The sequence below is a fragment of the Streptomyces sp. CoH27 genome (genome assembly GCF_020181035.1).
GTDB lineage: Bacteria > Actinomycetota > Actinomycetes > Streptomycetales > Streptomycetaceae > Streptomyces > Streptomyces camelliae.
Map to the genome: position 1 here is coordinate 301,403 of NZ_JAIQYY010000011.1, position 22,609 is coordinate 324,011.

22 protein-coding genes are annotated in these 22,609 nt (G+C 71.2%); 7 read left to right on the forward strand and 15 right to left on the reverse strand.

All coding sequences use genetic code 11. From position 1 onward, the window contains the following. Window positions 1–266 precede the first annotated feature (266 nt). Genes LE548_RS20725 through LE548_RS20745 form a run of 5 tightly spaced genes read right to left on the reverse strand, consistent with a single transcriptional unit; the run spans window position 267 to window position 5,318 of the window. Window positions 267–1,061 (reverse strand): DUF1684 domain-containing protein, encoded by a 795-nt coding sequence (locus LE548_RS20725; RefSeq protein ID WP_225098390.1) that lies wholly within the window; start codon window positions 1,059–1,061, stop codon window positions 267–269. Window positions 1,062–1,101: 40 nt separating this feature from the next. After that, window positions 1,102–1,938: an LLM class flavin-dependent oxidoreductase gene (locus LE548_RS20730; protein ID WP_225098391.1), complete on the reverse strand. Its 837-nt coding sequence runs from the start codon at window positions 1,936–1,938 to the stop codon at window positions 1,102–1,104. Window positions 1,939–1,945: 7 nt separating this feature from the next. Beyond that, window positions 1,946–2,707 (reverse strand): amino acid ABC transporter ATP-binding protein, encoded by a 762-nt coding sequence (locus tag LE548_RS20735; protein WP_308030329.1) that lies wholly within the window; start codon window positions 2,705–2,707, stop codon window positions 1,946–1,948. After that, window positions 2,704–4,464 carry an FAD/NAD(P)-binding domain-containing protein gene (locus LE548_RS20740; RefSeq protein ID WP_225098392.1) on the reverse strand — a complete coding sequence of 587 codons (1,761 nt, stop codon included), beginning with the start codon at window positions 4,462–4,464 and terminating at the stop codon, window positions 2,704–2,706. Before LE548_RS20740 ends, LE548_RS20735 begins: the two co-directional genes overlap by 4 nt. Then, window positions 4,461–5,318 (reverse strand): amino acid ABC transporter permease, encoded by an 858-nt coding sequence (locus tag LE548_RS20745; protein ID WP_225098393.1) that lies wholly within the window; start codon window positions 5,316–5,318, stop codon window positions 4,461–4,463. Before LE548_RS20745 ends, LE548_RS20740 begins: the two co-directional genes overlap by 4 nt. 426 nt (window positions 5,319–5,744) lie before the next feature. Between LE548_RS20745 and LE548_RS20750 the strand changes: the two genes are divergently transcribed. After that, window positions 5,745–6,650 (forward strand): ABC transporter substrate-binding protein, encoded by a 906-nt coding sequence (locus LE548_RS20750; protein ID WP_225098394.1) that lies wholly within the window; start codon window positions 5,745–5,747, stop codon window positions 6,648–6,650. A 33-nt stretch (window positions 6,651–6,683) separates the two neighbouring features. Here the strand turns inward: LE548_RS20750 and LE548_RS20755 are convergent, their stop codons facing one another. Beyond that, window positions 6,684–7,859 (reverse strand): DUF5685 family protein, encoded by a 1,176-nt coding sequence (locus LE548_RS20755; RefSeq protein WP_225098395.1) that lies wholly within the window; start codon window positions 7,857–7,859, stop codon window positions 6,684–6,686. Window positions 7,860–8,127: 268 nt separating this feature from the next. Between LE548_RS20755 and LE548_RS20760 the strand changes: the two genes are divergently transcribed. Further along, window positions 8,128–8,565, forward strand: a complete 438-nt coding sequence (locus tag LE548_RS20760; protein WP_225098396.1) for a cell division protein SepF — start codon at window positions 8,128–8,130, stop codon at window positions 8,563–8,565. Window positions 8,566–8,599: 34 nt separating this feature from the next. Here the strand turns inward: LE548_RS20760 and LE548_RS20765 are convergent, their stop codons facing one another. Together LE548_RS20765 and LE548_RS20770 are read right to left on the reverse strand one after the other, a co-directional pair. Continuing rightward, the gene (locus tag LE548_RS20765; protein WP_225098397.1) at window positions 8,600–9,790 is read right to left on the reverse strand and encodes an acyl-CoA dehydrogenase family protein; all 1,191 of its coding nucleotides are present in this window, start codon (window positions 9,788–9,790) and stop codon (window positions 8,600–8,602) included. A gap of 86 nt (window positions 9,791–9,876) precedes the next feature. Beyond that, entirely contained in the window at window positions 9,877–11,517 is a 1,641-nt protein-coding gene (locus tag LE548_RS20770) for an MFS transporter (RefSeq protein WP_225098398.1), read from the reverse strand. Window positions 11,518–11,777: 260 nt separating this feature from the next. On the opposite strand from LE548_RS20770, the gene LE548_RS20775 reads away from it, so the two are divergent. Together LE548_RS20775 and LE548_RS20780 are read left to right on the forward strand one after the other, a co-directional pair. Then, window positions 11,778–12,941: a glycosyltransferase family 39 protein gene (locus LE548_RS20775; protein ID WP_225098399.1), complete on the forward strand. Its 1,164-nt coding sequence runs from the start codon at window positions 11,778–11,780 to the stop codon at window positions 12,939–12,941. Between the two features lie 237 nt (window positions 12,942–13,178). Beyond that, window positions 13,179–14,210 carry a phosphatase PAP2 family protein gene (locus LE548_RS20780; protein ID WP_225098400.1) on the forward strand — a complete coding sequence of 344 codons (1,032 nt, stop codon included), beginning with the start codon at window positions 13,179–13,181 and terminating at the stop codon, window positions 14,208–14,210. A 118-nt stretch (window positions 14,211–14,328) separates the two neighbouring features. Here the strand turns inward: LE548_RS20780 and LE548_RS20785 are convergent, their stop codons facing one another. Further along, window positions 14,329–14,544, reverse strand: coding sequence for an I78 family peptidase inhibitor (locus tag LE548_RS20785; RefSeq protein ID WP_225098401.1), 216 nt, complete (start codon window positions 14,542–14,544; stop codon window positions 14,329–14,331). Between the two features lie 349 nt (window positions 14,545–14,893). Further along, on the reverse strand, window positions 14,894–15,586 hold the full coding sequence (locus LE548_RS20790; RefSeq protein ID WP_225098402.1) for a transglycosylase family protein: 693 nt from the start codon (window positions 15,584–15,586) through the stop codon (window positions 14,894–14,896). 540 nt (window positions 15,587–16,126) lie between these two features. Here LE548_RS20790 and LE548_RS20795 point away from each other — a divergent pair. Both LE548_RS20795 and LE548_RS20800 read left to right on the forward strand, forming a co-directional pair. Next, window positions 16,127–16,921: a hypothetical protein gene (locus LE548_RS20795; protein ID WP_225098403.1), complete on the forward strand. Its 795-nt coding sequence runs from the start codon at window positions 16,127–16,129 to the stop codon at window positions 16,919–16,921. 68 nt (window positions 16,922–16,989) lie between these two features. Continuing rightward, window positions 16,990–17,394, forward strand: a complete 405-nt coding sequence (locus tag LE548_RS20800; RefSeq protein ID WP_225098404.1) for a hypothetical protein — start codon at window positions 16,990–16,992, stop codon at window positions 17,392–17,394. Window positions 17,395–17,454: 60 nt separating this feature from the next. Here LE548_RS20800 and der read toward each other — a convergent pair whose 3' ends face one another. The 5 genes from der to aroH form a co-directional block, all read right to left on the reverse strand. Then, window positions 17,455–18,939: a ribosome biogenesis GTPase Der gene (gene der, locus LE548_RS20805; protein WP_225098405.1), complete on the reverse strand. Its 1,485-nt coding sequence runs from the start codon at window positions 18,937–18,939 to the stop codon at window positions 17,455–17,457. Between the two features lie 155 nt (window positions 18,940–19,094). Continuing rightward, the gene (locus LE548_RS20810) at window positions 19,095–19,682 is read right to left on the reverse strand and encodes a 1-acyl-sn-glycerol-3-phosphate acyltransferase (protein ID WP_225098448.1); all 588 of its coding nucleotides are present in this window, start codon (window positions 19,680–19,682) and stop codon (window positions 19,095–19,097) included. Window positions 19,683–19,744: 62 nt separating this feature from the next. Continuing rightward, window positions 19,745–20,440 carry a (d)CMP kinase gene (cmk, locus tag LE548_RS20815; RefSeq protein ID WP_225098406.1) on the reverse strand — a complete coding sequence of 232 codons (696 nt, stop codon included), beginning with the start codon at window positions 20,438–20,440 and terminating at the stop codon, window positions 19,745–19,747. Between the two features lie 116 nt (window positions 20,441–20,556). Continuing rightward, on the reverse strand, window positions 20,557–21,642 hold the full coding sequence (locus LE548_RS20820) for a prephenate dehydrogenase (RefSeq protein ID WP_225098407.1): 1,086 nt from the start codon (window positions 21,640–21,642) through the stop codon (window positions 20,557–20,559). Then, the gene (aroH, locus tag LE548_RS20825; protein ID WP_225098408.1) at window positions 21,639–22,001 is read right to left on the reverse strand and encodes a chorismate mutase; all 363 of its coding nucleotides are present in this window, start codon (window positions 21,999–22,001) and stop codon (window positions 21,639–21,641) included. Before aroH ends, LE548_RS20820 begins: the two co-directional genes overlap by 4 nt. 145 nt (window positions 22,002–22,146) lie before the next feature. Between aroH and LE548_RS20830 the strand changes: the two genes are divergently transcribed. Next, window positions 22,147–22,608, forward strand: a complete 462-nt coding sequence (locus LE548_RS20830) for a Rieske (2Fe-2S) protein (protein ID WP_225098409.1) — start codon at window positions 22,147–22,149, stop codon at window positions 22,606–22,608. The last annotated feature ends 1 nt before the right edge of the window (window position 22,609 follow it).

The window sequence follows — 22,609 nt, forward strand, 5'->3', positions numbered from 1 at the left end:
CGCTTGATCCTCACTTTTCGTTCCCTCCCAGGGGAAGTCGGGGGCCCGCGTGGGGTCGGGGCCCGTGAGGCGCAGCCGGGGACAGGCACGGGAGCCCGAACACACATGCCCCTGACAAGCGCTGAGGGGGAGTATTCGGCCGAACGACCGGTTGCCACAAGGGCGCCTTTCGGCCGCGCAACTTTAACCCCCTTTTACCCAAACTTCCCTGACGCTGCGTCACACAACCTCTGGTCACACAACCTCTGCGTCACACAACCTCTGCGTCACACCACCGCACGCTCCCCCGCCTCCACGGCCGGCTCCAGCGTGTTGCCGGGCGGCGGGAAGGGGCAGAGGAAGTGCTCGGCGAAGGCGCACGGTGGAAGCTGGGCGCGATTGAAGTCGACGACCGTACGTCCCTCGGCGTCCGGCGCGGCCGGGTACAGAAAACGGAAACGGAAACTGCTGTCACCGCTGGTGGCGTCGGCGAACACGGCCCACAGCACCCCGTCACCCTGCTGAGCGACCTGAAGCGTCAGCTCCCGCCCGTCCAGGGTGAAGGCGAGCTCACCGGCGAGACCGAGCCCCCGCTCGCGCCCGTCGGCGTTGCCGACCCGCACGACCCGCGTGCCGTCGTACGGCGTGAACGTGCCCGGCACGGACCAGCGCGGATCATAAGAAGTAGCCTCGATCCCCCCGAAGGCACGCCGGCCCGCGGACTCGGGGTCGTAGACCCGCACCCCCCACACCCCTTCGCGCACCAGCACGACCAGCCGCTTCTCCCCGAACGCGACACGGGACTCGGCCTCCGGCCCGAGATCGGCGGTGAGCCGTACCTCACCCGCGAAGGCCCGGCCGTCCACGGTCAGACCGTCGGCGTCGGTCGCGGTGAGCACCACCCCGTCGGCATCCGCCACCCAGTCCCCGGGAATGTCCGGAAGTCGCCTCTCCGGATAGTCCTCGACCCAGTGCGTGCCGATCAGCGCGAGCGGCCCGTAGGGCGCCGAAACGGCCTCCACCCGGCGCTCGTGCCACTGCTTCCACGCATCGAAGGCGTCAGTCGAACCGCTGCCCGTCATACCCCTGTCCCTTTCACCACGTATCCCTCGGACACAGCACTCACAGCCGAGCCAGCCCCAGATGATCACGCAGGGTGCTGCCCGGATAGAACGTACGGAACAGCCCGCGATGCTGAAGCAACGCCACCGTTCCGTTGACGACCCGCTCCAGATCGCGCCGGGGCTCGACGGGAACGAGATGAAAACCGTCGGTGACCCCGTCGGCGTACCACCCGGCGACCAGCTCCGCCAGGTCGACCGGGCCGCCCCGGTACAGCGGACCCCGCGCGGTGGGCCGCGGCCCTCCCCCGCCGTATCCGGGCTCGGCCGCGTACTCCCCGTCGCCGAGGTCGATCAGCAGACTCACCAGGACCCGCAAGGCGTCCGGATCGCGCCCCGACTCGGCGGCCAGCGCCCGCAGTTCCTCGCGTACGGCGGCGGCCTCCCCCGGCCCGGCGGCACGCACCAGAGCCACATCGGCGCACCGGGCGGCGAGGATCCGGCCATGCCCCTCGGTGGCATCGACCACACGAACGGGCTGCCCCTGCGGCGAATCCCAGGCGTCCCCCGCCTCTCCGGACGCGTCGATCCGCCACCCGGCCCGCCCGCCACTGACCGAGTCCAGCGCCGCCACACCGGCCCGCGCCGGTAAGGACGTGACGTGGGCCTCGCCGACGGCCGGGACCAGGCCGATCCGCCGCGTGGCGGGCGCCACCTTGCACAACACCTCCAGGGCTCCGGGCCCGGCCCGGTCGAGCGAATCGTCCAGCGTCACGAAGTCCAGCCCGCCCCGCTCGGCGAGCAGCGCCAGCTCGATACAGAGATCGGCATCGCAGCCTCCCGCCTGATCGATGCCGGCGGCGAGATGCAGCAGCCCCCGCCGATACCGCCGGCTCATCCCCACCTCACAGCACCTTCGCCAGAAAGGCCCGCGTCCGCTCGTGCCGCGGCCGGTCCAGCACGTCACTCGGTGTCCCCTGCTCGACGATCCTGCCGTCGGCCATGAACACCACCGTGTCGGCGACCTCCCGGGCGAACGCGATCTCATGCGTGACGACGATCATCGTCGTGCCCCGGGCGGCCAAGTCCCGTATGACGTCGAGGACTTCACCGACGAGTTCGGGATCGAGCGCCGAGGTCGGTTCGTCGAACAGCAGCAGCTTCGGCTCCAGGGCGAGCGCCCGCGCGATGGCCACCCGCTGCTGCTGCCCGCCGGACAGCTGCCGCGGGTAGGCGTCGGCCTTCTCCCCGAGCCCCACCCGCTCCAGCAGCCGGCGTGCCTGTTCCACCGTCTCCTTCCGGGGCCGTCTCAGCGCGGACACCGGCGCCTCGACGACGTTGTCCAGCACTGTGAGATGCGGGAAGAGGTTGAAGTTCTGGAAGACGAACCCGATCCGGGTGCGCTGCCGGAGCACCTCGCGCTCGGGCAGCTCGTACAGCTTGTCCCCGGCGCGCCGGTACCCCATCAGCGAACCGTCGACACTGATCTCGCCCCGGTCGACCTTCTCCAGGTGGTTGATGGTGCGCAGCAGCGTGGACTTGCCGGAGCCGGAGGGGCCGAGCACGACGGTGACCTCACCGGCGCGCACCGTCAGGTCGATGCCTTTGAGGACGTCGAGCGAGCCGAAGCTCTTGTGCACGGAGCGGATGTCGACCATGACGGTCATCGTGTGAGTTCCTTTTCGAGTGAGGCGCTCAGAAAGCCCAGCACGGCACGGGCGGTGGCGTCGTTCTGCCGGAACGCGGGCCCGCCGGTGCGCGGCCGGGTGAAGGCGCCGGGCGTACGGGCATTCGTATACGGCCCGAGCGCGAAGCGCCGGGGATGCGGGCGCCCGGCGGCGTCGAGAACCCGACCGTCCTCGGGGTCGACCCGGAGCAGTCCCTCGGGGGTCTCGGCAGCGCCGTCGGCGTGCAGTTCGCGCAGCAGGCTGTCACGGGCCCGCCCGACGGTGGGCTCGGGCAGCCGGGCCTCGACCAGGGCCCGGGCCTCGACGGAGAATCCCGGCACGGTGGGACTGGTGGCCCGGAACACCCCGTCCTCGGCACGCACGGTCATGCCGGCGCCGACGAAGCGGAGCAGCCCGGCCCGGGACAGCGCGAGCATCTGCCGCAGCCGGGGTCCGGGCGGCCCGGACGCCAGATAGCTGAAGAACCCGTGCCACCAGGACCCGACGTTCCCGAGCCGCACGATCTGCCCGTACACGGAGAGCAGCCCGAGAAAGACGCCCAGATCCGCGCTGTGCGAAGGATCATGACGGCGCTTCAGGTCGCCCTCGACATACGCGCGCAGCCCCTCCTGGAACGCCTCGTGCGACGCGTACCGCGTCCCCTCCAGCGGATGGTCGAGCGCGGTGAGGTCGAGCCGGTCGGCCGGGTCCGGTACGGCGGCGGCGACCAGCGCCCGGAGCTCGTCGTGCCCGGCGGCCGCCGCGTACTTCTCCTCGAAGTCGGCCCAGGCCATCGCCGTACGCCCGGGGTGGGCGGTGAACAGCCGGTGGTAGTGGGCGAAGCCCAGCTCCTTCTCCACCAGCGGCCACACATCGCGCCGGAAGTCGAAGCCGGCCGGCCGGGCCAGCAGCCGCTCGACCTCGGCGGGACCGAAGAAGCGGGGCAGCGGGGGCCGGTCGCCGGTCCAGTCGTAGCCGATCTTCGAGTGGTACGGCACCCCGCGCCGCGAGCCGACGTACAGCACCGGCTCCCGTCCCGAGGGAACGTAGGTGTCCCCCTCGTACCGTCCGCCGCGCCCCTCGGTGAGGAGCACCATCAGGTCGACGAAGGCCAGCCCGAAGCCGCGCACGAGCACGGGTTCGCCGGGCCGCAGCGCGGTCAGGTCGGTGTCGGCGGTGAAGTCGGGCGGCAGGTGCGTCAGCTTGTGCTCGCGGGCATATGCGGCCAACTCGCCTTGTTCCTCGTCGAGTTCGGCGTCGAGATGGCCCAGGGCGAGGACCACCAGGTCGGCGAGGAGAGGCCGGGGCCGCCCCTCCAGCCACACCTCCTGGCGCCCCTCCCGCGGTCCGCTGACCCGCAGCGCACGCCGGGCGTGATGGTGAACGGTGACGCCCTCGGGCAGCTCCGCCAGCGCCTGCTCGTACACCCACCGCAGATACCGTCCCTGAAGCTGCCGGTCGGCGAAGGTGCTGCCGGCCAGCCCGGCCCACTCGTGCAGCGTGGGCCCCGCACGCACCGGGCCGTCCATGGTCACGGTGTCGTCGGTGAACATGGTGACGTCCTCGGCGTGCGAGTTCATCCACAGCAGCGGTGACTGCGCCTGCCGCCAGATCCGTCCGCCGCCCGGCGGATGGGGGTCGACGAGATGGATGTCGAGGCCTGAATCGCCGTACAGCTCGGGTGCGTTGGCGGCGATGCGTTCGAGCAGTCCGGTCCCCCGCGGCCCGGCTCCCACGATCACCAGCTGCGGCCTCATCGGGCGCTCTCCGTGCCGCGCGCGTAGTGCTTCTCCACGTAGTACTGGCCGATGCCGAGGAGCGAGGTGACAACGGCGTACCAGAGGGTCGCGACCATCAGCAGCGGGATGACCTGGTAGGTGCGGTGGTAGATCAACTGGGCCGAGAACAGCAGGTCGTTGACGGCGATGACGCTGACGATCGAGGTGCCTTTGAGGGTGCCGATCAGCATGTTGCCGGCGGGCGGCACGATGGCGCGCATCGCCTGCGGCAGCACGATCCGGCGCCAGCGCCGCCACCGGCTCAGACCGAGCGCCTGGGCGGCCTCGATCTGTCCGCGCTCCACGGAGAGGATGCCGGCCCGGACGACCTCGGCGGCGAAGGCGGCCTCGTGCAGGGTGAGTCCGACGATGGCGACGGCGGCCGGGGTGAGCAGGTCGACGGTCTTCACGCCGAACACCTGCGGGTACAGGGCGCCGATGTTGAACCACAGCAGCAGCTGCACCAGGATCGGGATCGACCGGAAGAGCCAGACGTACCCCCAGCTGACCGCGCGCAGCACGGGGTTGGCGGAGAGCCGGAAGGCGGCGAGCAGGGTGCCGAGGGCGAAGCCGAGGACCATCACCACGGCGGTCAGCCACAGCGTGAGCCACAGCCCGTGCAGGATGGCGGCCGAGGTGAAGGAGGAGGCGACGACGTCCCACTGGAACGCCTGGTTGTGCGCCACGGAGTTCACCGCGAGGCCGAGCAGGGCGAGGATGGCGACGGCGGCGGCCCACTGTCCGTACCGGCGTCGCGGGACGATGCGGGGGGCGTCCGCGGGCCCGGGTATCTCCGGCGCGGAGGGGGCTTTGGCGAGGGTTTCGGAAGACATGCGAAGGCTCCCTGACGTGGTGATCGTCAGAACGGGGTGATGCCTTCACACGGCCGAGCCCCTCAGCAGGGCCGTCCACCGAGAGTACGCGGGCGTTTCGGTGCACTGTCAAGGCTGTCCGAACTGTGAGCCGTACGTCTCAAGTCAGTTGACGCGGAACCGGATGCCTGTTCCACTTGGCCTATGCATCCACAGCAGTGGCTGGTCACCCGCTCCCACATCGACTTCGGTCGCGTGTGGTCCTGTTCCTGTTGAGCTGACCCCCTGCGCGCGCCTGCCCCGAGCAGGCGTCCACGCGTTCTCCCGCTCTTTTCTCGCTGCTCGGCCACGCCTTCACACGCGCACCCCTCCCCTCGCGCCTTCGCACCTTCTGCTCACAGGAGACCGCTACCGATGCGTTCGCGTCTTTTGCTACCTTTCGTCACGATGACGACGGCCACTTTGTTCCTCACCGCCTGCGGCTCCGGCTCCGGCGGCTCGGGCGGTACGGACGCCTCCGGAGTGGCGGCGAAATCCGACGAGGTGCCCACCACCGATGTCGTCTCCGCCGAGAAGAAGGACGACGCGGCGGCCGGGCTGCTGCCCGCCGGCACGACGCACCTCACCGTCGCGATCAGCGTCGGCGGCACCCCGCCCGGCACCACCTATCTCTCCGACGGCACGACGGTGACCGGCCAGGACGTCGACTTCACCAAGGCGGTCGCCAAGGTGCTCGGCATCAAGCTGACGGTCGAGCAGGCGAGTTTCGAGGCGATCCTGCCCGCCCTGGACAGCGGAAAGTACGACTTCGGCGCGAGCAACTTCGGCGTCACGGACGAGCGCCGCAAGATCATCGACTTCGTCACCTACATCAACGACGGCCAGGGCTTCGCCGTCCGCAAGGACAGCAAGCTGGCCAAGGTCACCGATCTGACGCAGTTGTGCGGCCTGAACGTCGCGACCGGTGCCGGCACGACCTTCGAGGCCACGCTGGAGAAGAACAAGCACCTGTGCACCGACGCGGGCAAGAAGGCGTACCAGGTGCAGACGTACGGCGAGTCGAGCGCGATCTGGTCCTCGGTGCAGCAGGGCCGCAGCGATGTCGTGATGTCCACGATCAACGGCCTGCGCTACGCCGTGGCCCACCAGCCCGGCCTGAAGTTCCTGGGCGAGTACCACCGCCTGGACGTGGGCTTCGCCTTCAAGAAGGGCACCAAGCTGGCCCCCGCTTTCCAGGCGGCGGTCAACAGGCTCATCGCCGACGGCACGTACGACAAGATCCTGAAGAAGTGGGGCACGACGGGCTCGGCGATCAAGAAGTCCCAGATCAGCCCGCCCGAGCTGAAGAACTGAGCGACGCCGAAGAGCGGAGCGACGCGGTCACCGTCAGCAGTCGCAGCCCGAGCAGCATTCACAGCACTCGCAGCATTCGCAGACCTCGCAGCACGACGAGTCGCAGTCGCAGTCGCAATTGGCGCAGCAGCCCTCGCGCCGCTTCCGCGACCAGGGTCCCTCGAACTCGTCGGCGCAGCACACCTTGCACGTGCAGCACAGGCCGAGGGCGGCCGCACAGCCGGCCCAGAAGCCCCGCTTGTCCGGGCGCGGCGGCTGCCCGCCGAAGGGGTCACCGTACGGGTGCCCCGGGGCTCCCGGCGCGTAGGGGCCCTGGGGCGGTCCGAAGGAGGCCTCCGGCCCGTGGCCGCACGCCTTCGTGCCGAACGCCCGGTCCACGGAGCGCTCCAGCTCGTGCACGAGCAGCCGGTGCGCCAGCGCGCCGTCGGCAAACTCCGCGTCCCTCAAGGCGAGCTGGATGCCGTGCAGGGCGTCGTCGGCGAGCCGGCGGGCCTCGGCGCGGGACGTGCCCGTGGCGGTGAGGGGGTTCCAGGCACCCGACGCGGCGTCGGCTTCCTGGTCCTCCACGGCGTCCAGCAGGTGGGCGAGCCGGCCGAAGAGGCGGCCGGCCTCCGTCAGGGGGCGTGCGTTGCCCGGCCGTCCGGCCAGCACCGCGGTGTGGGCGAAGGCGGCGGCCGTCGCGGTCTCGGTCGGCTCGGTGACCGTCAGGATCGGCGTGCCGTACCCGGCGAGGCTCTCCAGGCCGAGCTGCCGGTCGACGGCCTCGACGAGGACACCGGTGTCGAAGCCGACCGCCGCCCCGCTGCGGGCACCGGCCCGGCCCCAGCCCGCGGCGACCCGGCGGGCCGCGGCGGCCACGGGCCGGCGAGCCAGCAGCCCGTCCTGGTCGGCGACATGGTCGCGGACCTTCGCCGCGGCGAGCACCAGCGAGACGGCGGCGGCGAGCCGCGCACCCTCGCCCTGGGCGACCGACGCCGTGCGCATCCCGCGCAGCGCGCACGGCCCCGCCGTACGCCGGGCACCCGGGGCCGACCCGGCCTGAGCCTCCGTCAGAACCGATATGAGCAGCCCGTCGTAGTTCGTCACGACACGCGCGAGCTGCCCGTGGTCGCGGCGCAGCGCGAGGCACAGCCCGCACAAGTGCGCCATCCACTCGGCTTTGAGACGTTCACCGAGCCGGTGAGAGCAGGGCCTGACGATTCCGAACACTTCGATCCCCCGTGATGTGGTACGACGTTGGCAGTTCACCCGTACGCAGTGACGATCACCCGTCCGCCGCCGACGATCATATTTCACTCTCAGTCAGCAGCCATATGAGGCGGGACCCTTGGGACACAAGGGCTCTCGACGGATCGGCTGTGCACCAGTACCGTCACAAACCCCCCGCGCGGCGTCTATCCACTTGGCGCGCTGTCCGCATCATGGATGACCATAGGGGTGCTGAAAGCACGAAAGACCGCTGTGAGAGGAGGCGTCCATGGGATCGGTACGCAAGGCGAGTGCGTGGCTCGGCCTCGTCGACGACAACGATGACGAGCGTTACTACGACGACGAGTACTCCGAGGCCCCGGAGTCGCGAGACGCCTGGGTCACGGATCCCCGGGTCCAGGTGGCCACGGACACGGCCGAGGAGAAGGGCCGCCGGATCGGCACGGTCACCCCGGACAGCTTCCGGGACGCCCGGGCCATCGGCGAACTGTTCCGGGACGGCATCCCGGTCATCATGAACCTCACGGCGATGGAGCCCGCCGACGCCAAGCGCGTGGTGGACTTCGCGGCAGGGCTGACCTTCGGTCTGCACGGCACGATCGAGCGGGTGGCGACCCGGGTCTTCCTGCTGACGCCGGCCAACACCGAGATCGTCAGCGGTGAGCCGGCGGCGCGTCGCGAGGACGGCTTCTACAACCAGAGCTGAGGCAGGGCCGCACGCCGGCCCTGCCTCCTGGGACTCACCGGAAGGCGTCGAGCCCGGTGAGCGCCTTGCCCAGCACGAGCTGGTGCATCTCGACGGTGCCCTCGTAGGTGAGCACCGATTCCAGGTTGGTCGCGTGCCGCATCACGGGGTATTCGAGGGAGATCCCGTTGGCACCGAGGATCGTCCGCGCCGTACGGCAGATCTCGATGGCCTCGCGGACGTTGTTGAGCTTGCCGAAGCTGACCTGCTCGGGGCGCAGGCGGCCGGCGTCCATCCGCCGCCCGAGATGGTGGGCGAGCAGGATTCCCTTGTGCAGTTCGACCGCCATGTCGGCGAGTTTGGCCTGGGTGAGCTGGAAGCCGCCGATGGGCCGCCCGAACTGCTCGCGCGACCTGGCGTAGTCGAGGGCCGCCTCGAAACTGCTGCGCGCCGCGCCCATCGCGCCCCAGACGATGCCGTAGCGGGCATGGGACAGACAGCTGAGCGGGCCGCGCAGTCCGGTGACCTCCGGGAGTACGGCGTTTGCGGGCAGCCGTACGTCGTCCAGGACGAGTTCACTGGTGACGGAGGCGCGCAGCGACCACTTGTGCTTGATCTCCGGCGCCGAGAAGCCGGGGGTGTCGGTGGGGACGACGAAGCCGCGGATGCCGTCCTCGGTCTGCGCCCAGACGACGGCCACCCCGGCGACCGAGCCGTTGGTGATCCACATCTTGCGGCCGTTGAGGATCCAGTCGGCGCCGTCACGCTTGGCACGGGTACGCATGGCGGCGGGGTCGGAGCCATGGTCGGGCTCGGTCAGTCCGAAGCAGCCGATGACCTCGCCGGACGCCATGCGGGGCAGCCACTGGAGCTTCTGCTCCTCGCTGCCGAACCGGTGGATCGCGTACATGGCGAGCGAGCCTTGCACGGAGACCAGGGAGCGGATGCCGGAGTCGGCGGCCTCCAGCTCCAGACAGGCCAGGCCGTACTGCACGGCCGTCGCGCCGGCGCAGCCGTAGCCGGTCAGGGACATGCCGAGGGCGCCGATCCCGCCGAGTTCCTTCGCCAGCTCGCGAATGCCGGGCAGCTCCCCTGCCTCGTACCACTCGGCGATGTGCGGCAGCACACGGTCCGCCGCCCAGGCCCGCACGGTGTCCCGCACGGCCAGGTCTTCCGGTTCCAGCAGGTCGTCGATCCCGAGCGGGTCGGCGGGATCGAAGGGGGGCAACTTCGAGGACGCGGACATGGGACACCCTCCGGCACAGAAAACTAGCACTGCTAGTCACTTTTTGCGGCCGACGTTACGGTGCCGTGTCCCGCACGTCCAGTACGTCAGGCCGAGACGCGGGACTGCACCTCTTCCCTGGGCATCTCTTCCCTCGGCACCTCTTCCCTCGGCGCGGGCAGCTCCACCGGCGCCGCGGGCTCCCCGCACTGCATGATCCGCGGCAGCCGCAGCGCGATCACCGATCCCAGCAGCAACAGCCCAGCGCTGACCAGCAGCGTCACATGCAGGCCGTGCACGAAGGAGTCCCGTGCGGCCAGGCGCAGCGCGGCCCCGGTGTCGCCGCCGAGCCGCCCGGCGACGTCGTAGGCCTCGCCGATCGAGTGCCCGGCCGCGCGCGAGGCGTGCCGCGGAACACCCGGAACCGACCGCAGCCCGGGGGCGTAGGCCGCGTTCATCACGCTGCCGAGCAGCGCGATGCCGATGCCGGCGCCGAGTTGGTACGACGTCTCGCCGATCGCGGCCGCGCCGCCGGCCTGGTCCGCCGGAGCCTCGCTGAGCATCGACTCGTACGCCCCGAAGAGCGTGGTCTCCAGGCCGAAGCCGAGCAGCACGAAACCGGACAGCAGCAGCGGGGCGTTGTCGCCGCCGCCCATCGCGGTGAGCGTCAGCACCGCGGCGGCGGTCAGCAGGAAGCCGGCGCACACCATCCGGCGCGGCCCGAAGCGGCGCAGCATCCGTGCGCCCGCGAGGCCCGCTGCCATCGCCGCGACGGTCAGCGGCAGCAGCCTGAGGCCCGTCCGCAGCGGCGACAGGCCGAGCACCAGCTGCAGATACTGCGCGGCGATCAGCTCCAGGCCGACCAGCGCGAGCATCGCCAGCACGATGCAGCCCACCGAGGTGCTGAACGCGGGCCGGCGGAACATCCGCAGGTCCACCAGCGGATGCGGCAGCCGCCGCTGCCGCCGTACGAAGAAGAAGAGGAGGGCCGCGCCGATCAGCAGCGGCAGCACGGTGAAGGGGCTCGCCGGTGCCTCTCCGCCGCCCAGCCGCTTCACCCCGAGGACGACACCGAACAGACCGCCGGCCGCCATCAGGGCGCCGGACACGTCCCAGGGACCGGTGCGCTCGCCCCGGGACTCGGGCAGCAGGATCCGGCCGACCGGCAGACTGACCAGCATCAGCGGGATGTTGACGAGGAAGACCGCGCCCCACCAGAAGTGCTCCAGCAGAAAGCCGCCGAGCAGCGGGCCGACCGCCGCGCCGACGGCCGCGACCGCGCTCCAGACGCCGATGGCGAGCGCGCGCTCGCGCCGGTCGGGGAAGACCTGGCGGAGGATCGACAGCGTGGCCGGCATGATCATGGCGCCGCCGACGCCGAGCAGCGCGCGGGCCAGGATGAGTGTCTCGGCGGTCGGCGCGAAGGCGGCCACGGCGGAGGCGACACCGAAGAGGCCGTAGCCGAGCAGCAGGACGCGTCTGCGGCCGATCCGGTCGCCGAGCGTGCCGAAGAGGATCAGCAGCGAGGCGCAGACCAGTGGATAGACGTCGACGATCCAGAGCAGTTCTATGGCGCCGGGCCTGAGGTCCGCGGTGACGGCGGGGACCGCCACGTGCAGCACGGTCGCGTCGAGGGCGACGAGCAGCAGGCTGACGCAGAGGACGACGAGGACGACCCAGCGGTTGGCGCCGGCCCCGGCCGCCGCCCGGTGGCGCGGCCGCATGGCGGCCGTGGTCGTCCCGGACATGTGCGTACCTCCCAGCTGATCCCTCGCGTGCGGCGGACGACGGGGTGGGGACTTCCCTGTCGTACGGCCGGAGAGGAGCGGCGTCTCCGGCCCGCTCGAACCCACGCGGGTGACTCGTCAGCGTACGCGAGTCCGCCGCGCGCACACGTGGCGGACCTCTCACACGCTCGACGGAACCCGTGTGGCGTACGCCACTTCATCTCCCCTTGACCACGCCCCGGGGACGGTTCCGGTTCCCCGGCCGTTCGATAATCGAGCCCGTGACCGTTCTTGACCTGCGCGCGGCCGAGCTCCGCGCCCCTCTGCTGCGCCGGGCGACCCCGGCCCTGCTGGGCTATGCGGCGGTGCGCGCCCTGGGGCTGGTGGTGCTGGCGGTGTGGAGCGCCGCGCGCGGCACGAGCGCGTACACCTTGCTGACCGCGCGCTGGGACGCCCTCTGGTACACCCGGGTCGCCGAGCTGGGGTACGGCTACGAGGTACGGCTGCCGAACGGCGACGTCCACTCCAACCTGGCGTTCTTCCCGCTGCTGCCCTGGCTGGAGCGGCTGCTGCACGCGGTCACACCGCTGTCGTACGCGGACGCGGGTTTCACGGTCAGCCTGCTCGCGTCACTGGCCGCGGCGGCAGGGATCTTCGCGGTCGCGGACCGGGTGTACGGCACGCGGGCGGGGCTCTGCGCGGTACTGCTGTGGGCCGTGTTGCCCGTGGGGATCGTGCAGTCGATGGCGTACAGCGAGTCACTGTTCACGGCGCTCGCGGCCTGGGCGCTGTACGCGCTGCTGACCGGGCGGTGGGTGAGCGCCGGAGTGCTCACGGCGCTGGCCGGGCTGACCCGGCCGGTGGGGGCGGCGGTGGTCGCGGCGGTGTGGGTCACGGGCGCGCTCTCCTTCGTACGGGACCGCCGCACGCCCGGCGCGCGGGCGCCGGCCGGGCGCCGCGTCCTCGGCATGCTGCTCGCTCCGCTCGGGGCCGCCGGTTACGTCCTCTGGGTCGGGCACCGCACCGGCAAGGGTCCGCTCGGCTATCTGGACGTCCAGGCCGGCTGGCGCAACGGGTTCGACGGCGGCTATGCCTTCGCGCGTTTCGTGGCCGACAAGTTCACGTCATTTCCGTCCGCGCTCGCCGGTGCCGGCCTGATCGTCGGAGTCGCCCTGCTGCTGTGGCTCTATGTCACCGGCATCCGGCAGCGTCAGCCGGTCGCGCTGCTGGTGTACACGGGTGTCGTCCTCGCACTCGCCCTGTGCGCGTCGAGTTACTTCGGCTCCAAGCCCCGGCTGCTGCTGCCCGCCTTCCCGGTGCTGCTGCCGCTCGCCCGCGCCCTGGCCCGGTCGCGCACGCCGAAGTCCGTGCTGGTCACGGTGGTTCTGGCGGTCGTCGCGGCGGTCTACGGGGCGTTCTGGCTGAACGGCTCCGGTCCACCATGATCAACTTCTCCGGCCGGTGACGCCGTGGAGAATTCCGCGTCAGTACCGGGTTAACGCATTCATAAGCGCTATATAAACAACACCCGGCATGATCAAAGGAATTGATGGCGGCAAGGTCACAAGATTGCGGAATCCCCGGAATTCGAGCGATCCTTGAGAGCTTTGCCACATCACATCGTCATCACAAAGCCGCTGTTTCGACGGGGTTCACAGCTCACTCGCTGTAACGTCGATTGGGTGCGTACCGAACGAAACCTCACCCGTCGGCTGGACCGGGTGTTCGCCAGACTCGACCGTGAGCCGGAACGACCGGCCCACATCGATGTCCCGAGGATGAGCCGGCACCGGGTCGTTCTGTTCACGGCGACCCTGGCTTTCTACCTGGCGATCGTGTGGGCCGTCGTGATCACGTCCTGGCTGGTCCGGCTCGACTGGCAGGTCATGTTCTTCCGGCCGTACCAGCAGTGGCCGCAGATCCACGCCTTCCTCGACTACTACGTGGTGCTCGGCCAGCGCGGCCCCACCGCCGTGATGGTCGCGGCCTGGCTCGGCTGGCGCTCCTGGCGGCAGCACACGCTCCGCCCGCTGCTGACCCTGGCCGCCTCGCTGCTGCTGCTCAACATCACGGTCGGCGCCGCCAAGTACGGGATGGGGCGCCTCGGTCCGCACTACGCGACCGTGATCGGCTCGAACGAGATGGGCCTGGGCGGCGATATATTCCCCAGCGGCCACACCGCCAACGCGGTGGTGACCTGGGGAATCCTGGCGTATCTGGCCTCCACTCCGCGGGCGCGCCGCTGGCTGTCGGCGCTGTCGGCGATCACCGCGCTCGGCGTCGGCCTCACCACCGTCTACCTCGGTACGCACTGGCTGAGCGACGTGCTGCTGGGCTGGGCCGCGGGTCTGCTGATCCTGCTCGCGCTGCCGTGGTGCGAGCCGCTGATCGCCCGGACCGAGGACTGGCTGTTCGACCTGCGCGACCGCTGGCGGGCCCGCCGCGGCCGGCCCGTGGCCGAACCGGTCGTCCCGGTCACCCCGGTGGTGCTCAAGCCGCGCAGCGCAGCGCCGGCCGGGCAGCCGTCCCCGGAGCGCGAGCCGGTCGCCTCGACCCGGGCCTCGCGGGGGCTGGCGCACCTGGCTCCCGGACCGCACACGACCCGCTCGGAGCGCAGCCCGGTCACCCCGGTGGGCAGCCGCCGCCCGCCGCACACCGACCACCGCGTCCCACGCGGCACCTCCCAGCCGGCCCGCCCCCTGACGGGCGGCTGACACCCCCTCTCCCCGGCGACAGCGGGCCCCGGTACGCACCACCGCCCCGCAGTACGACGAAGGCCCCGTCTCCCGTTCAGGAGCGGGGCCTTCACCTTCTGTGCCGTCGGTGGGGCGTTCAGCCCTTCCAGGCGCGGGCCACCCGGCCGTCGCGCACCTCGAAGTTCAGCCGTCCCACCCGGTACTCCATGGTGATGATCGCGCCCGGCGGCAGCGACCGTACCGTCGACCAGCCCCGCTGCCGAGCGAGCCGCTCGGCGTCGGCGGCGTCGAGGCCGACGTAACCGTCCGGACTGTCCTGGGGCTCCGCCGGCGGAGTGGGGATCGATGCCATGCCACCAAGCTAGCAAGGTAAGAGGAACTTACGCACCGGGTCACACTTCTGTCACAGCTTCCCGGCCGGTGTTTCCGGCGAAACGGTTCACACGTACGAGGGTTTCCGCCGGGCTTGTCAGCGCAATCGAACGGAATTCACGCCCCCCGCGGAGCCGCTTCGAAATGCCCGGCGGAAAGCCGCCGCGGCGGGGATCGAGGCGCTTCCGGGACAGGATTCCCCCAGCAATCCGGCACGATGTCACGGCAGCTGACAGCGCATAGGAATATTCACGGATTCAGCACAACGGCACCGACGCGGACAGCCGCCGCCCTCGACGGGCGGCGGCTGTCCTGCGGGTGCTCGGCGCTCAGAGTGCCAGGCGCTGGCCCGGCAGGATCAGGTTCGGGTCGTCGCCGATGACCTTCTTGTTGGCGGCGTAGATCCGCTGCCAGGTGGTGCCGTGCCGTTCGGCGATGGCGCTCAGGGTGTCCCCCTCGCGGACGGTGTAGTCACCGCGCGCGGCGCTGCGGCCCTGGTGGTTCTCCGCGCGTTCCGGCGTCTTCGCCGGGGCGGGCCGCTCGGCCGGGGCGGACTTCGTCGTCACGCCCTTCGAGTCGGCTGTGGCGGACGCCGTACCGGAGGAGCCGGTGTGGTCGGCCGCCGGAGCCGCGCCATAGGCTCCGGCGCGGCCCGAACAGACGGGCCAGGCGCCCCAGCCCTGGGCCTGCTGGACCTTGGTGGCGACGGCGATCTGCGCGCTCCTGGAGGCCTGGTCGGCCGTCGGGGCGTAGGCGGTGCCGCCGTACGCGCGCCAGGTCGAGGCGGAGAACTGGAGTCCGCCGTAGTAGCCGTTGCCGGTGTTGATGTGCCAGTTGCCGCCGCTCTCGCACTGGGCGATGCGGTCCCACACCCCGTTGTCCGCCGCGGCCGCGTTGCCGGTCGCGGCCAGCAGCCCCAGTGGGGCCAGCAGCGCGGCTCCGGCGAGCGCGGCTGTCGTACGGCCCTTGCGGGCGCCGTCCTGACGGGCGGTGCTACGGGTGGTATCGGCACACTCGGACATGTAATTCCCTCTCCACGAACCCGGGATCCCCCAGGCGAGGCACGCCTCGCCGCGCATGAACGCGGTTCCTCGCGCCCGCCCCGTCCGCCGTGGACCGGTGCCGGCGTATCTGCTGCCGGTGCCGGGCGGTGGACGTACCCGAGCGGTGCTCGCTGCACACGGCGGAGGAATCTAGGGAGAGTGACCCGTCGGAATCAACCAACTCCCCGTCGGTCCAGGCCAGTTGGCGGTTACCGCAGGTAGCGGTGATTTTCGGCCACCCACTACATCCGCTGATTTCCTGATTTGTCGACCAGCCTCCACAGCAATCTGTGATTCTCTTCACCCGTCCAAGCTCCTTGACTGGACGGGGAGTTGACGATGAGTGGCCGATTCCGCACGACCGGTGACCGTGCGCGGCGGTTGGTGCGAACCGGTCCGCGTCGGGGCGTGACTCCCACCACAGGACGTCCGTTGTCTTCTTCATGAGCCCGGACACCCCGGGGCTCATCGGCCGGGAGCCACCCTGCCGACCCAGCACCACATCCCGAGGGAGCCACCGTGCCGCGCATGCTCGACGTGAGTGACGCCGTACGCGCCGAGATCGGCGACGAAGAAGCCGACCGGCTGCTCGCCGGAGAGAACGCCCCGGGCAGTTACGACTGCACCTCCTGCCGCACCCCGGGCGACTCCGAGCAGGAGCGCACCAGCACCGTTCTGTTCGTCGGCGACGAGACCGCCGTCCTCGCCTTCGCCCACGCCAGTTGCCTGCCCTCGCAGGTCGTCCAGGTCACCGAGGAGCAGTTGCAGGGTGCCGTGCGGTCCATCGGCGGTGTCGCCGGCGGGGCCGCAGCCGCCGGCGAGCCGCAGAAGTCCGTGCCCGAGCAGGCGGTGCTCGGCGTGACCAGCGGACTCGTCCTGATCGAGGGCGAGTTGCACCCCGCGCTCGTCGTCGAGCCGACCACGCCGATCGTGCGCCCGGGCACCAGCGGGCCCGGTGACGACTTCCTTCCGTTGCTCATCGAGCAGGGATACACGCCGATGACCGAGCTGACGTCCGTGCCGCCGGTGCTGCACGGCTGGTCGGTGCTGCTCGCCGTGGGCCAGCTGCACGCGGTGCTCCAGCCTTCGGCGAACGGCGGGCAGCCCGTGGCCTGGTGGCAGGCGCATCAGCCGCTGCAGGTGACCGACAGCTGGCGGGCCGCCGCCAACAAGCACCAGCAGGTGCTGATGTTCGCGGCACCTGTGGGGTCGATCGGGCGGCAGCCGAGGGAGGATCTGCTGCGGGAGTCTCTCGACAAGGCCGCGGCGGCCGGGAAGCTGGTGGCTGCGGCACTGCCTCTTGCGGGTACGTGACAGCCCCGCGCCCCCAAAAGCGGTTGCAGTGACCGCATCCCTTCAAAGGCGCCGTCGTTGGGACATACGTGCACGCATACGACACTCCCCCTCCACGCCGGTCCGCCTTCGCCTCCGTGCCGTCCGCCAGGGCCGCTCATGAGCCGTCGGGTGGGCTGTCGGCCACGCCGATCTACGACACGCTCTACGCGGAGTGGGTCAGGACCTTCCGTACGCTGCCGGGTGACCGCAGTGGTGAGGAGGAGCTGAGGTTCAGCGCCTTCGGGAATCTGCCGGGTGCGGGCTCCTACGGGGGCCCTCGCTCGGGGTCGTTCAGCAGCTCGTACAGCGCCTACAGCGCCGGGGCCTACAGCGCGCGGCAGCAGTCGCAGTGGCAGCGGGTCGGCACGGTCGGCCGGCCGCAGCCGCAGGAGACCGGGATGCACTACGTGGCCCCGGCAGCACTGCCGCCGGGGCCACGCCGGGGCGTGTGAGATGCGACAGGGCTGCCCCCGGCCTTTCGGTCGGGGGCAGCCCTGCGCGTCGTAGCAGTACTACTTCTTCTTCGCGCCGCGCTTCTCGCGCACCCGCACCGAGATGTGGATCGGGGTGCCCTCGAAACCGAACTCCTCGCGCAGCCGGCGCTCGATGAAGCGGCGGTAGCCCGCCTCGATGAAGCCGGAGGCGAAGAGGACGAAGCGCGGGGGCTTGGTGCCGGCCTGGGTGCCGAACAGGATGCGCGGCTGCTTGCCACCGCGGACCGGGTGCGGGTGGGCCGAGACCAGCTCGCCGAGGAAGGCGTTGAGGCGGCCGGTGGGAACGCGCGTCTCCCAGCCGGCCAGGGCGGTCTCGATCGCCGGGACCAGCTTCTCCATGTGGCGGCCGGTGCGCGCCGAGACGTTCACCCGGGGCGCCCAGGCGACCTGGCCGAGCTCGGTCTCGATCTCCCGCTCCAGGTAGTAGCGGCGCTCCTCGTCGAGGGTGTCCCACTTGTTGTAGGCGAGGACCAGGGCGCGGCCCGCCTCGACGGCCATCGTGACGATCCGCTGGTCCTGCACCGAGATGCTGTCGGCGGCGTCGATGAGGACGACCGCGACCTCGGCCTTCTCCACGGCCGCCGCGGTGCGCAGGGAGGCGTAGTAGTCGGCGCCCTGCTGGAGGTGGACGCGCTTGCGGATACCGGCGGTGTCCACGAACTTCCAGGTCTTGCCGCCGAGTTCGATCATCTCGTCGACCGGGTCGCGGGTGGTGCCCGCCAGTTCGTTGACGACGACGCGCTCCTCGCCGGCCACCTTGTTCAGCAGGGAGGACTTGCCGACGTTGGGGCGGCCGATGAGCGCGACACGGCGGGGGCCGCCGATGGCGCCGGCGCCGAAGGTCTGCTCGGGTGCCTCGGGCAGCGCCTCCAGGACGGCGTCCAGCATGTCGCCAGTGCCGCGGCCGTGCAGGGCGGAGACGGGGTGCGGCTCGCCGAGGCCCAGGTTCCACAGGTACGCCGCGTCGGCCTCGCCGCTCGGGCCGTCGACCTTGTTGGCGCACAGCACGACGGGCTTGCCGGCCTTGCGCAGCAGCCGGACGACCGCCTCGTCGGTGTCGGTCGCGCCGACCTTGGCGTCCACGACGAAGACGACCGCGTCGGCCGCCTCGATCGCGTACTCGGCCTGGGCGGCGACGGAGGCGTCGATGCCGAGGACGTCCTGCTCCCAGCCGCCGGTGTCGACGACCTTGAAGCGGCGGCCCGCCCACTCGGCCTCGTAGGTCACGCGGTCGCGGGTGACGCCCGGCTTGTCCTCGACGACCGCCTCGCGGCGGCCGATGATCCGGTTCACCAGGGTCGACTTGCCGACATTGGGGCGGCCGACGACGGCGAGCACGGGCAGCGGGCCGTGACCCGCCGCCTCGATGGCGCCCTCGACGTCCTCGATGTCGAAGCCCTCTTCCGCGGCGAGCTCCATGAACTCCGCGTACTCGGCGTCGCCGAGAGCCCCGTGGTCGTACTCGTGCTCAGCCGAGTCGCCGGGCTGGATGTCGTCGTTCATGTAGTCCGTACCTCGTCGTTCATCGTGGTGATCGGTGGATCGTCCCGGTTCGTACCGGCAGATCCACTACTCAAGTGTCGCTCGGGCCTGTCCGACGGATCAGGCCGGAGGAAATCAACGGTATCCGCTCAGCGGCATGATCCGCTGGGCAGGCCCTAACGCCCGGTCAGGCGCCTGGCGTTTTCCAGGTGGCTGGTGAGCTGCTTCTGGATGCGCTCGGTCGCCTCGTCCAGCGCCTTGCGCGTACGCCGCCCACTGCCGTCGCCCGCGTCGAAGGGGTCGCCGAAGACGACGTCGACCCGGGAGCGCAGCGGGGGCAGCGCCTTTATCAACCGCCCGGGCTGCTCCGCGCTTCCCAGCACCGCGATGGGCACGATCGGCGCCCCGCTGCGTACGGCGAAGTAGGCGAGCCCGGCCCGCAGCGCGGCGAAGTCGCCCTCGCCGCGGGTGCCCTCCGGGAAGATGCCCAGCACGCCGCCGGCCTCAAGGACGCCGAGGGCCTGGCTGATGGCGGTGCGGTCGGCGGAGGCGCGGTCCACCTTCAGCTGGCCGATGCCGGTCAGGAAGGAGCCCAGCGGGCCGACGAACGCCTCCTGCTTGATCAGGAAGTGCGTCGGCCGGGGTGCCACGCCCATGACCATCGGGCCGTCGATGTTGTGGGAGTGGTTCACCGCGAAGATCGCCGGGCCGGTGGCCGGCACCTTCCAGGCGCCGAGCACCCTCGGCTGCCACAGGCCGTACATCAGGCCGACGCCGATGCGCCGCCCGACCTCGGCGCCCTTCGCGGAGGGCACGGACGGCTGGGTCACTTCCCCGCCCGCTTCTCCTCGACCAGGGTGACGACGCACTCGATGACCTGGGCGAGGGTGAGCTCGGTGGTGTCCACCTCGACCGCGTCGTCCGCCTTGGCGAGCGGCGAGGTCGTGCGGGAGGAGTCGGCCGCGTCCCGCTTGATCAGGGCCTCGCGGGTGGCGTTGATGTCGGCGCCCTTCAGCTCGCCGTTGCGGCGGGCCGCGCGGGCCTCCGGGGAGGCGGTGAGGAAGATCTTCAGGTCGGCGTCCGGCAGGACGGTCGTACCGATGTCCCGGCCCTCGACCACGATGCCGTGCTCCGCGCCGGCGGCGATCGAGCGCTGCAGCTCGGTGATCAGCGCGCGCACCTCGGGCACCGCGCTGACCGCGCTGACCTTGGAGGTGACCTCCTGGGTGCGGATCGGGCCGGCCACGTCCACGCCGTCGACCGTGATGGTCGGCTTGTCGGGGTCGGTGCCGGAGACGATCTCCGGCTTGCCCGCGACGGCGGCGACGGCGGTCGGGTCCTCCAGGTCGATGCCGTTGGTCACCATCCACCAGGTGATCGCCCGGTACTGGGCGCCGGTGTCCAGGTAGCTCAGGCCGAGCTGCGCGGCCACGGCCTTCGACGTGCTCGACTTGCCCGTGCCGGAGGGGCCGTCGATCGCGACGATCACGGGCTTGGCGGTCGGGGCGGCGCCGTTTTCCACGGAGGGACACCTTCCTGGTGCGGTGTGGGCGGGGTGCGGGGAGCGAGAGCGCCCTGCACAAGGTTACTGGGTGCGGGTGACCCGAACGGACGACCGCCGTTCGGCGCAGGGTGCCCCTACTGCCGCAGCGCCCAGCCCCGCTCCCGCAGCGCCTCCTGCAGCACCGCCGCCGCCTTCGGCTCGACGGAGAGCTGGACCAGACCGGCCTGCTGCCCGGTGGCGTGCTCGATGCGGACGTCCTCGATGTTGACCCCGGCCCGCCCCGCGTCGGCGAAGATGCGGGCCAGCTGGCCGGGCTGGTCGTCGATGAGGACGACGACGGTCTCGTACACGCGTGGGGCGCTGCCGTGCTTGCCGGGTACCCGCACCTGGCCCGCGTTGCCGCGGCGCAGCATGTCCTCGATGCCGGTGCTGCCCTTGTGCCGCTCGGTCTCGTCGGCGGACTGCAGGGCGCGCAGGGCCCGTACGGTCTCGTCCAGGTCGGCTGCGACGTCGGAGAGCAGGTCGGCGACCGGGCCGGGGTTCGCGGACAGGATGTCGATCCACATGCGCGGGTCGGAGGCGGCGATCCGGGTCACGTCCCGGATGCCCTGCCCGCACAGCCGTACGGCGGCCTCCTCGGCGTGCTCCAGGCGCGCGGCGACCATGCTGGACACCAGGTGGGGCATGTGGGAGACGAGGGCCACGGCGCGGTCGTGGGCGTCGGCGTCCATGACGACCGGTACGGCCCGGCAGTGCGAGACCAGCTCCAGAGCGAGGTTCAGCACCTCGGTGTCGGTGTCCCGGGTCGGGGTCAGCACCCAGGGGCGGCCCTCGAAGAGGTCACCGGTCGCGGCCAGCGGGCCGGACTTCTCCCGGCCGGACATGGGGTGCGTGCCGATGTACGCCGACAGGTCCAGGCCGAGCGCCTCCAGCTCGCGGCGCGGGCCGCCCTTGACGCTGGCCACGTCCAGGTAGCCGCGGGCCACACCCCGGCGCATGGCGTCGGCGAGCACGCCGGCCACGAGCGCGGGCGGAGCGGCCACGAGCGCGAGGTCGACCGGTCCGTCGGGGGCCTCGTCGGTGCCGGCGCCCAGCGCGGCCGCCGTACGGGCCTGCTGGGGGTCGTGGTCGGCGAGGTGGACGGTGACGCCGCGCTGGACGAGGGCCAGGGCGGCGGAGGTGCCGATGAGGCCGGTGCCGATGACGAGTGCGGTTCTCACTGGGCGATGTCCTTGCGCAGGGCGGCCGCGGCGCCGAGGTAGACGTGGTTGATGTCGGCGCGGGGCCTGTCGGACTCGATGTGGGCGAGGATCCGTACGACCCGGGGCATGGCGCCCTCGATGTCGAGTTCCTGGGCGCAGATCAGCGGGACGTCCACGATGCCGAGCTTGCGGGCGGCGGCGGCCGGGAAGTCGCTGTGCAGGTCGGGGGTGGCCGTGAACCAGATACTGATGAGGTCGTCGGCGGTCAGTCCGTTGCGCTCCAGGACGGCGGTGAGCAGAGTGCCGACCTGCTCGTCCATGTGCCCGGCCTCGTCCCGCTCCAGTTGGACGGCCCCACGGACCGCTCGTACCGCCACGGTGCTGCTCCTCGCTGACATCCGGATCTGTCGTTGGTCCGTCCAGCGTAGTCAGCCCGTGCGGGCCGGGCGCACGGCGCCCGATCGCTGAGACGATGCCAAAAGTCCGGTATCGACCGATTGAGGCATCTGTACGGAGGCTGGCATGGCCGAGGACGTGAAGCGGCGGGCGGTTCTGGTGACGGGCGCGGCGGTGGCACTCGCCGTACCCGTGACGGCGTGCGGGAGCGGCAACAAGAGCGGCGGCAGCGTCAAGAGCCCCAGCAGCGCAGAGAGTGGAAACACGGTGAGCGGAAGCGGCGTCAAGACCGCCGGCACCGGAACGGACCTGGGCAAGACCAGCGACATCCCGGAGGGCGGCGGCAAGGTCTTCAAGGCCCAGAAGGTCGTCGTCACGCAGCCGTCCAAGGGCGACTTCAAGGCCTTCTCGGCGATCTGCACCCACCTGGGCTGCACGGTGAGCAGGGTCGCGGACGGCACGATCGACTGCCCGTGTCACGGCAGCAAGTTCCACATCGCCGACGGCACGGTGGCGCACGGTCCCGCGAAACGGCCGCTGCCCGGGAAGTCGATCAAGGTGCAGGGAAATTCGATCAAACTCGTGTGAG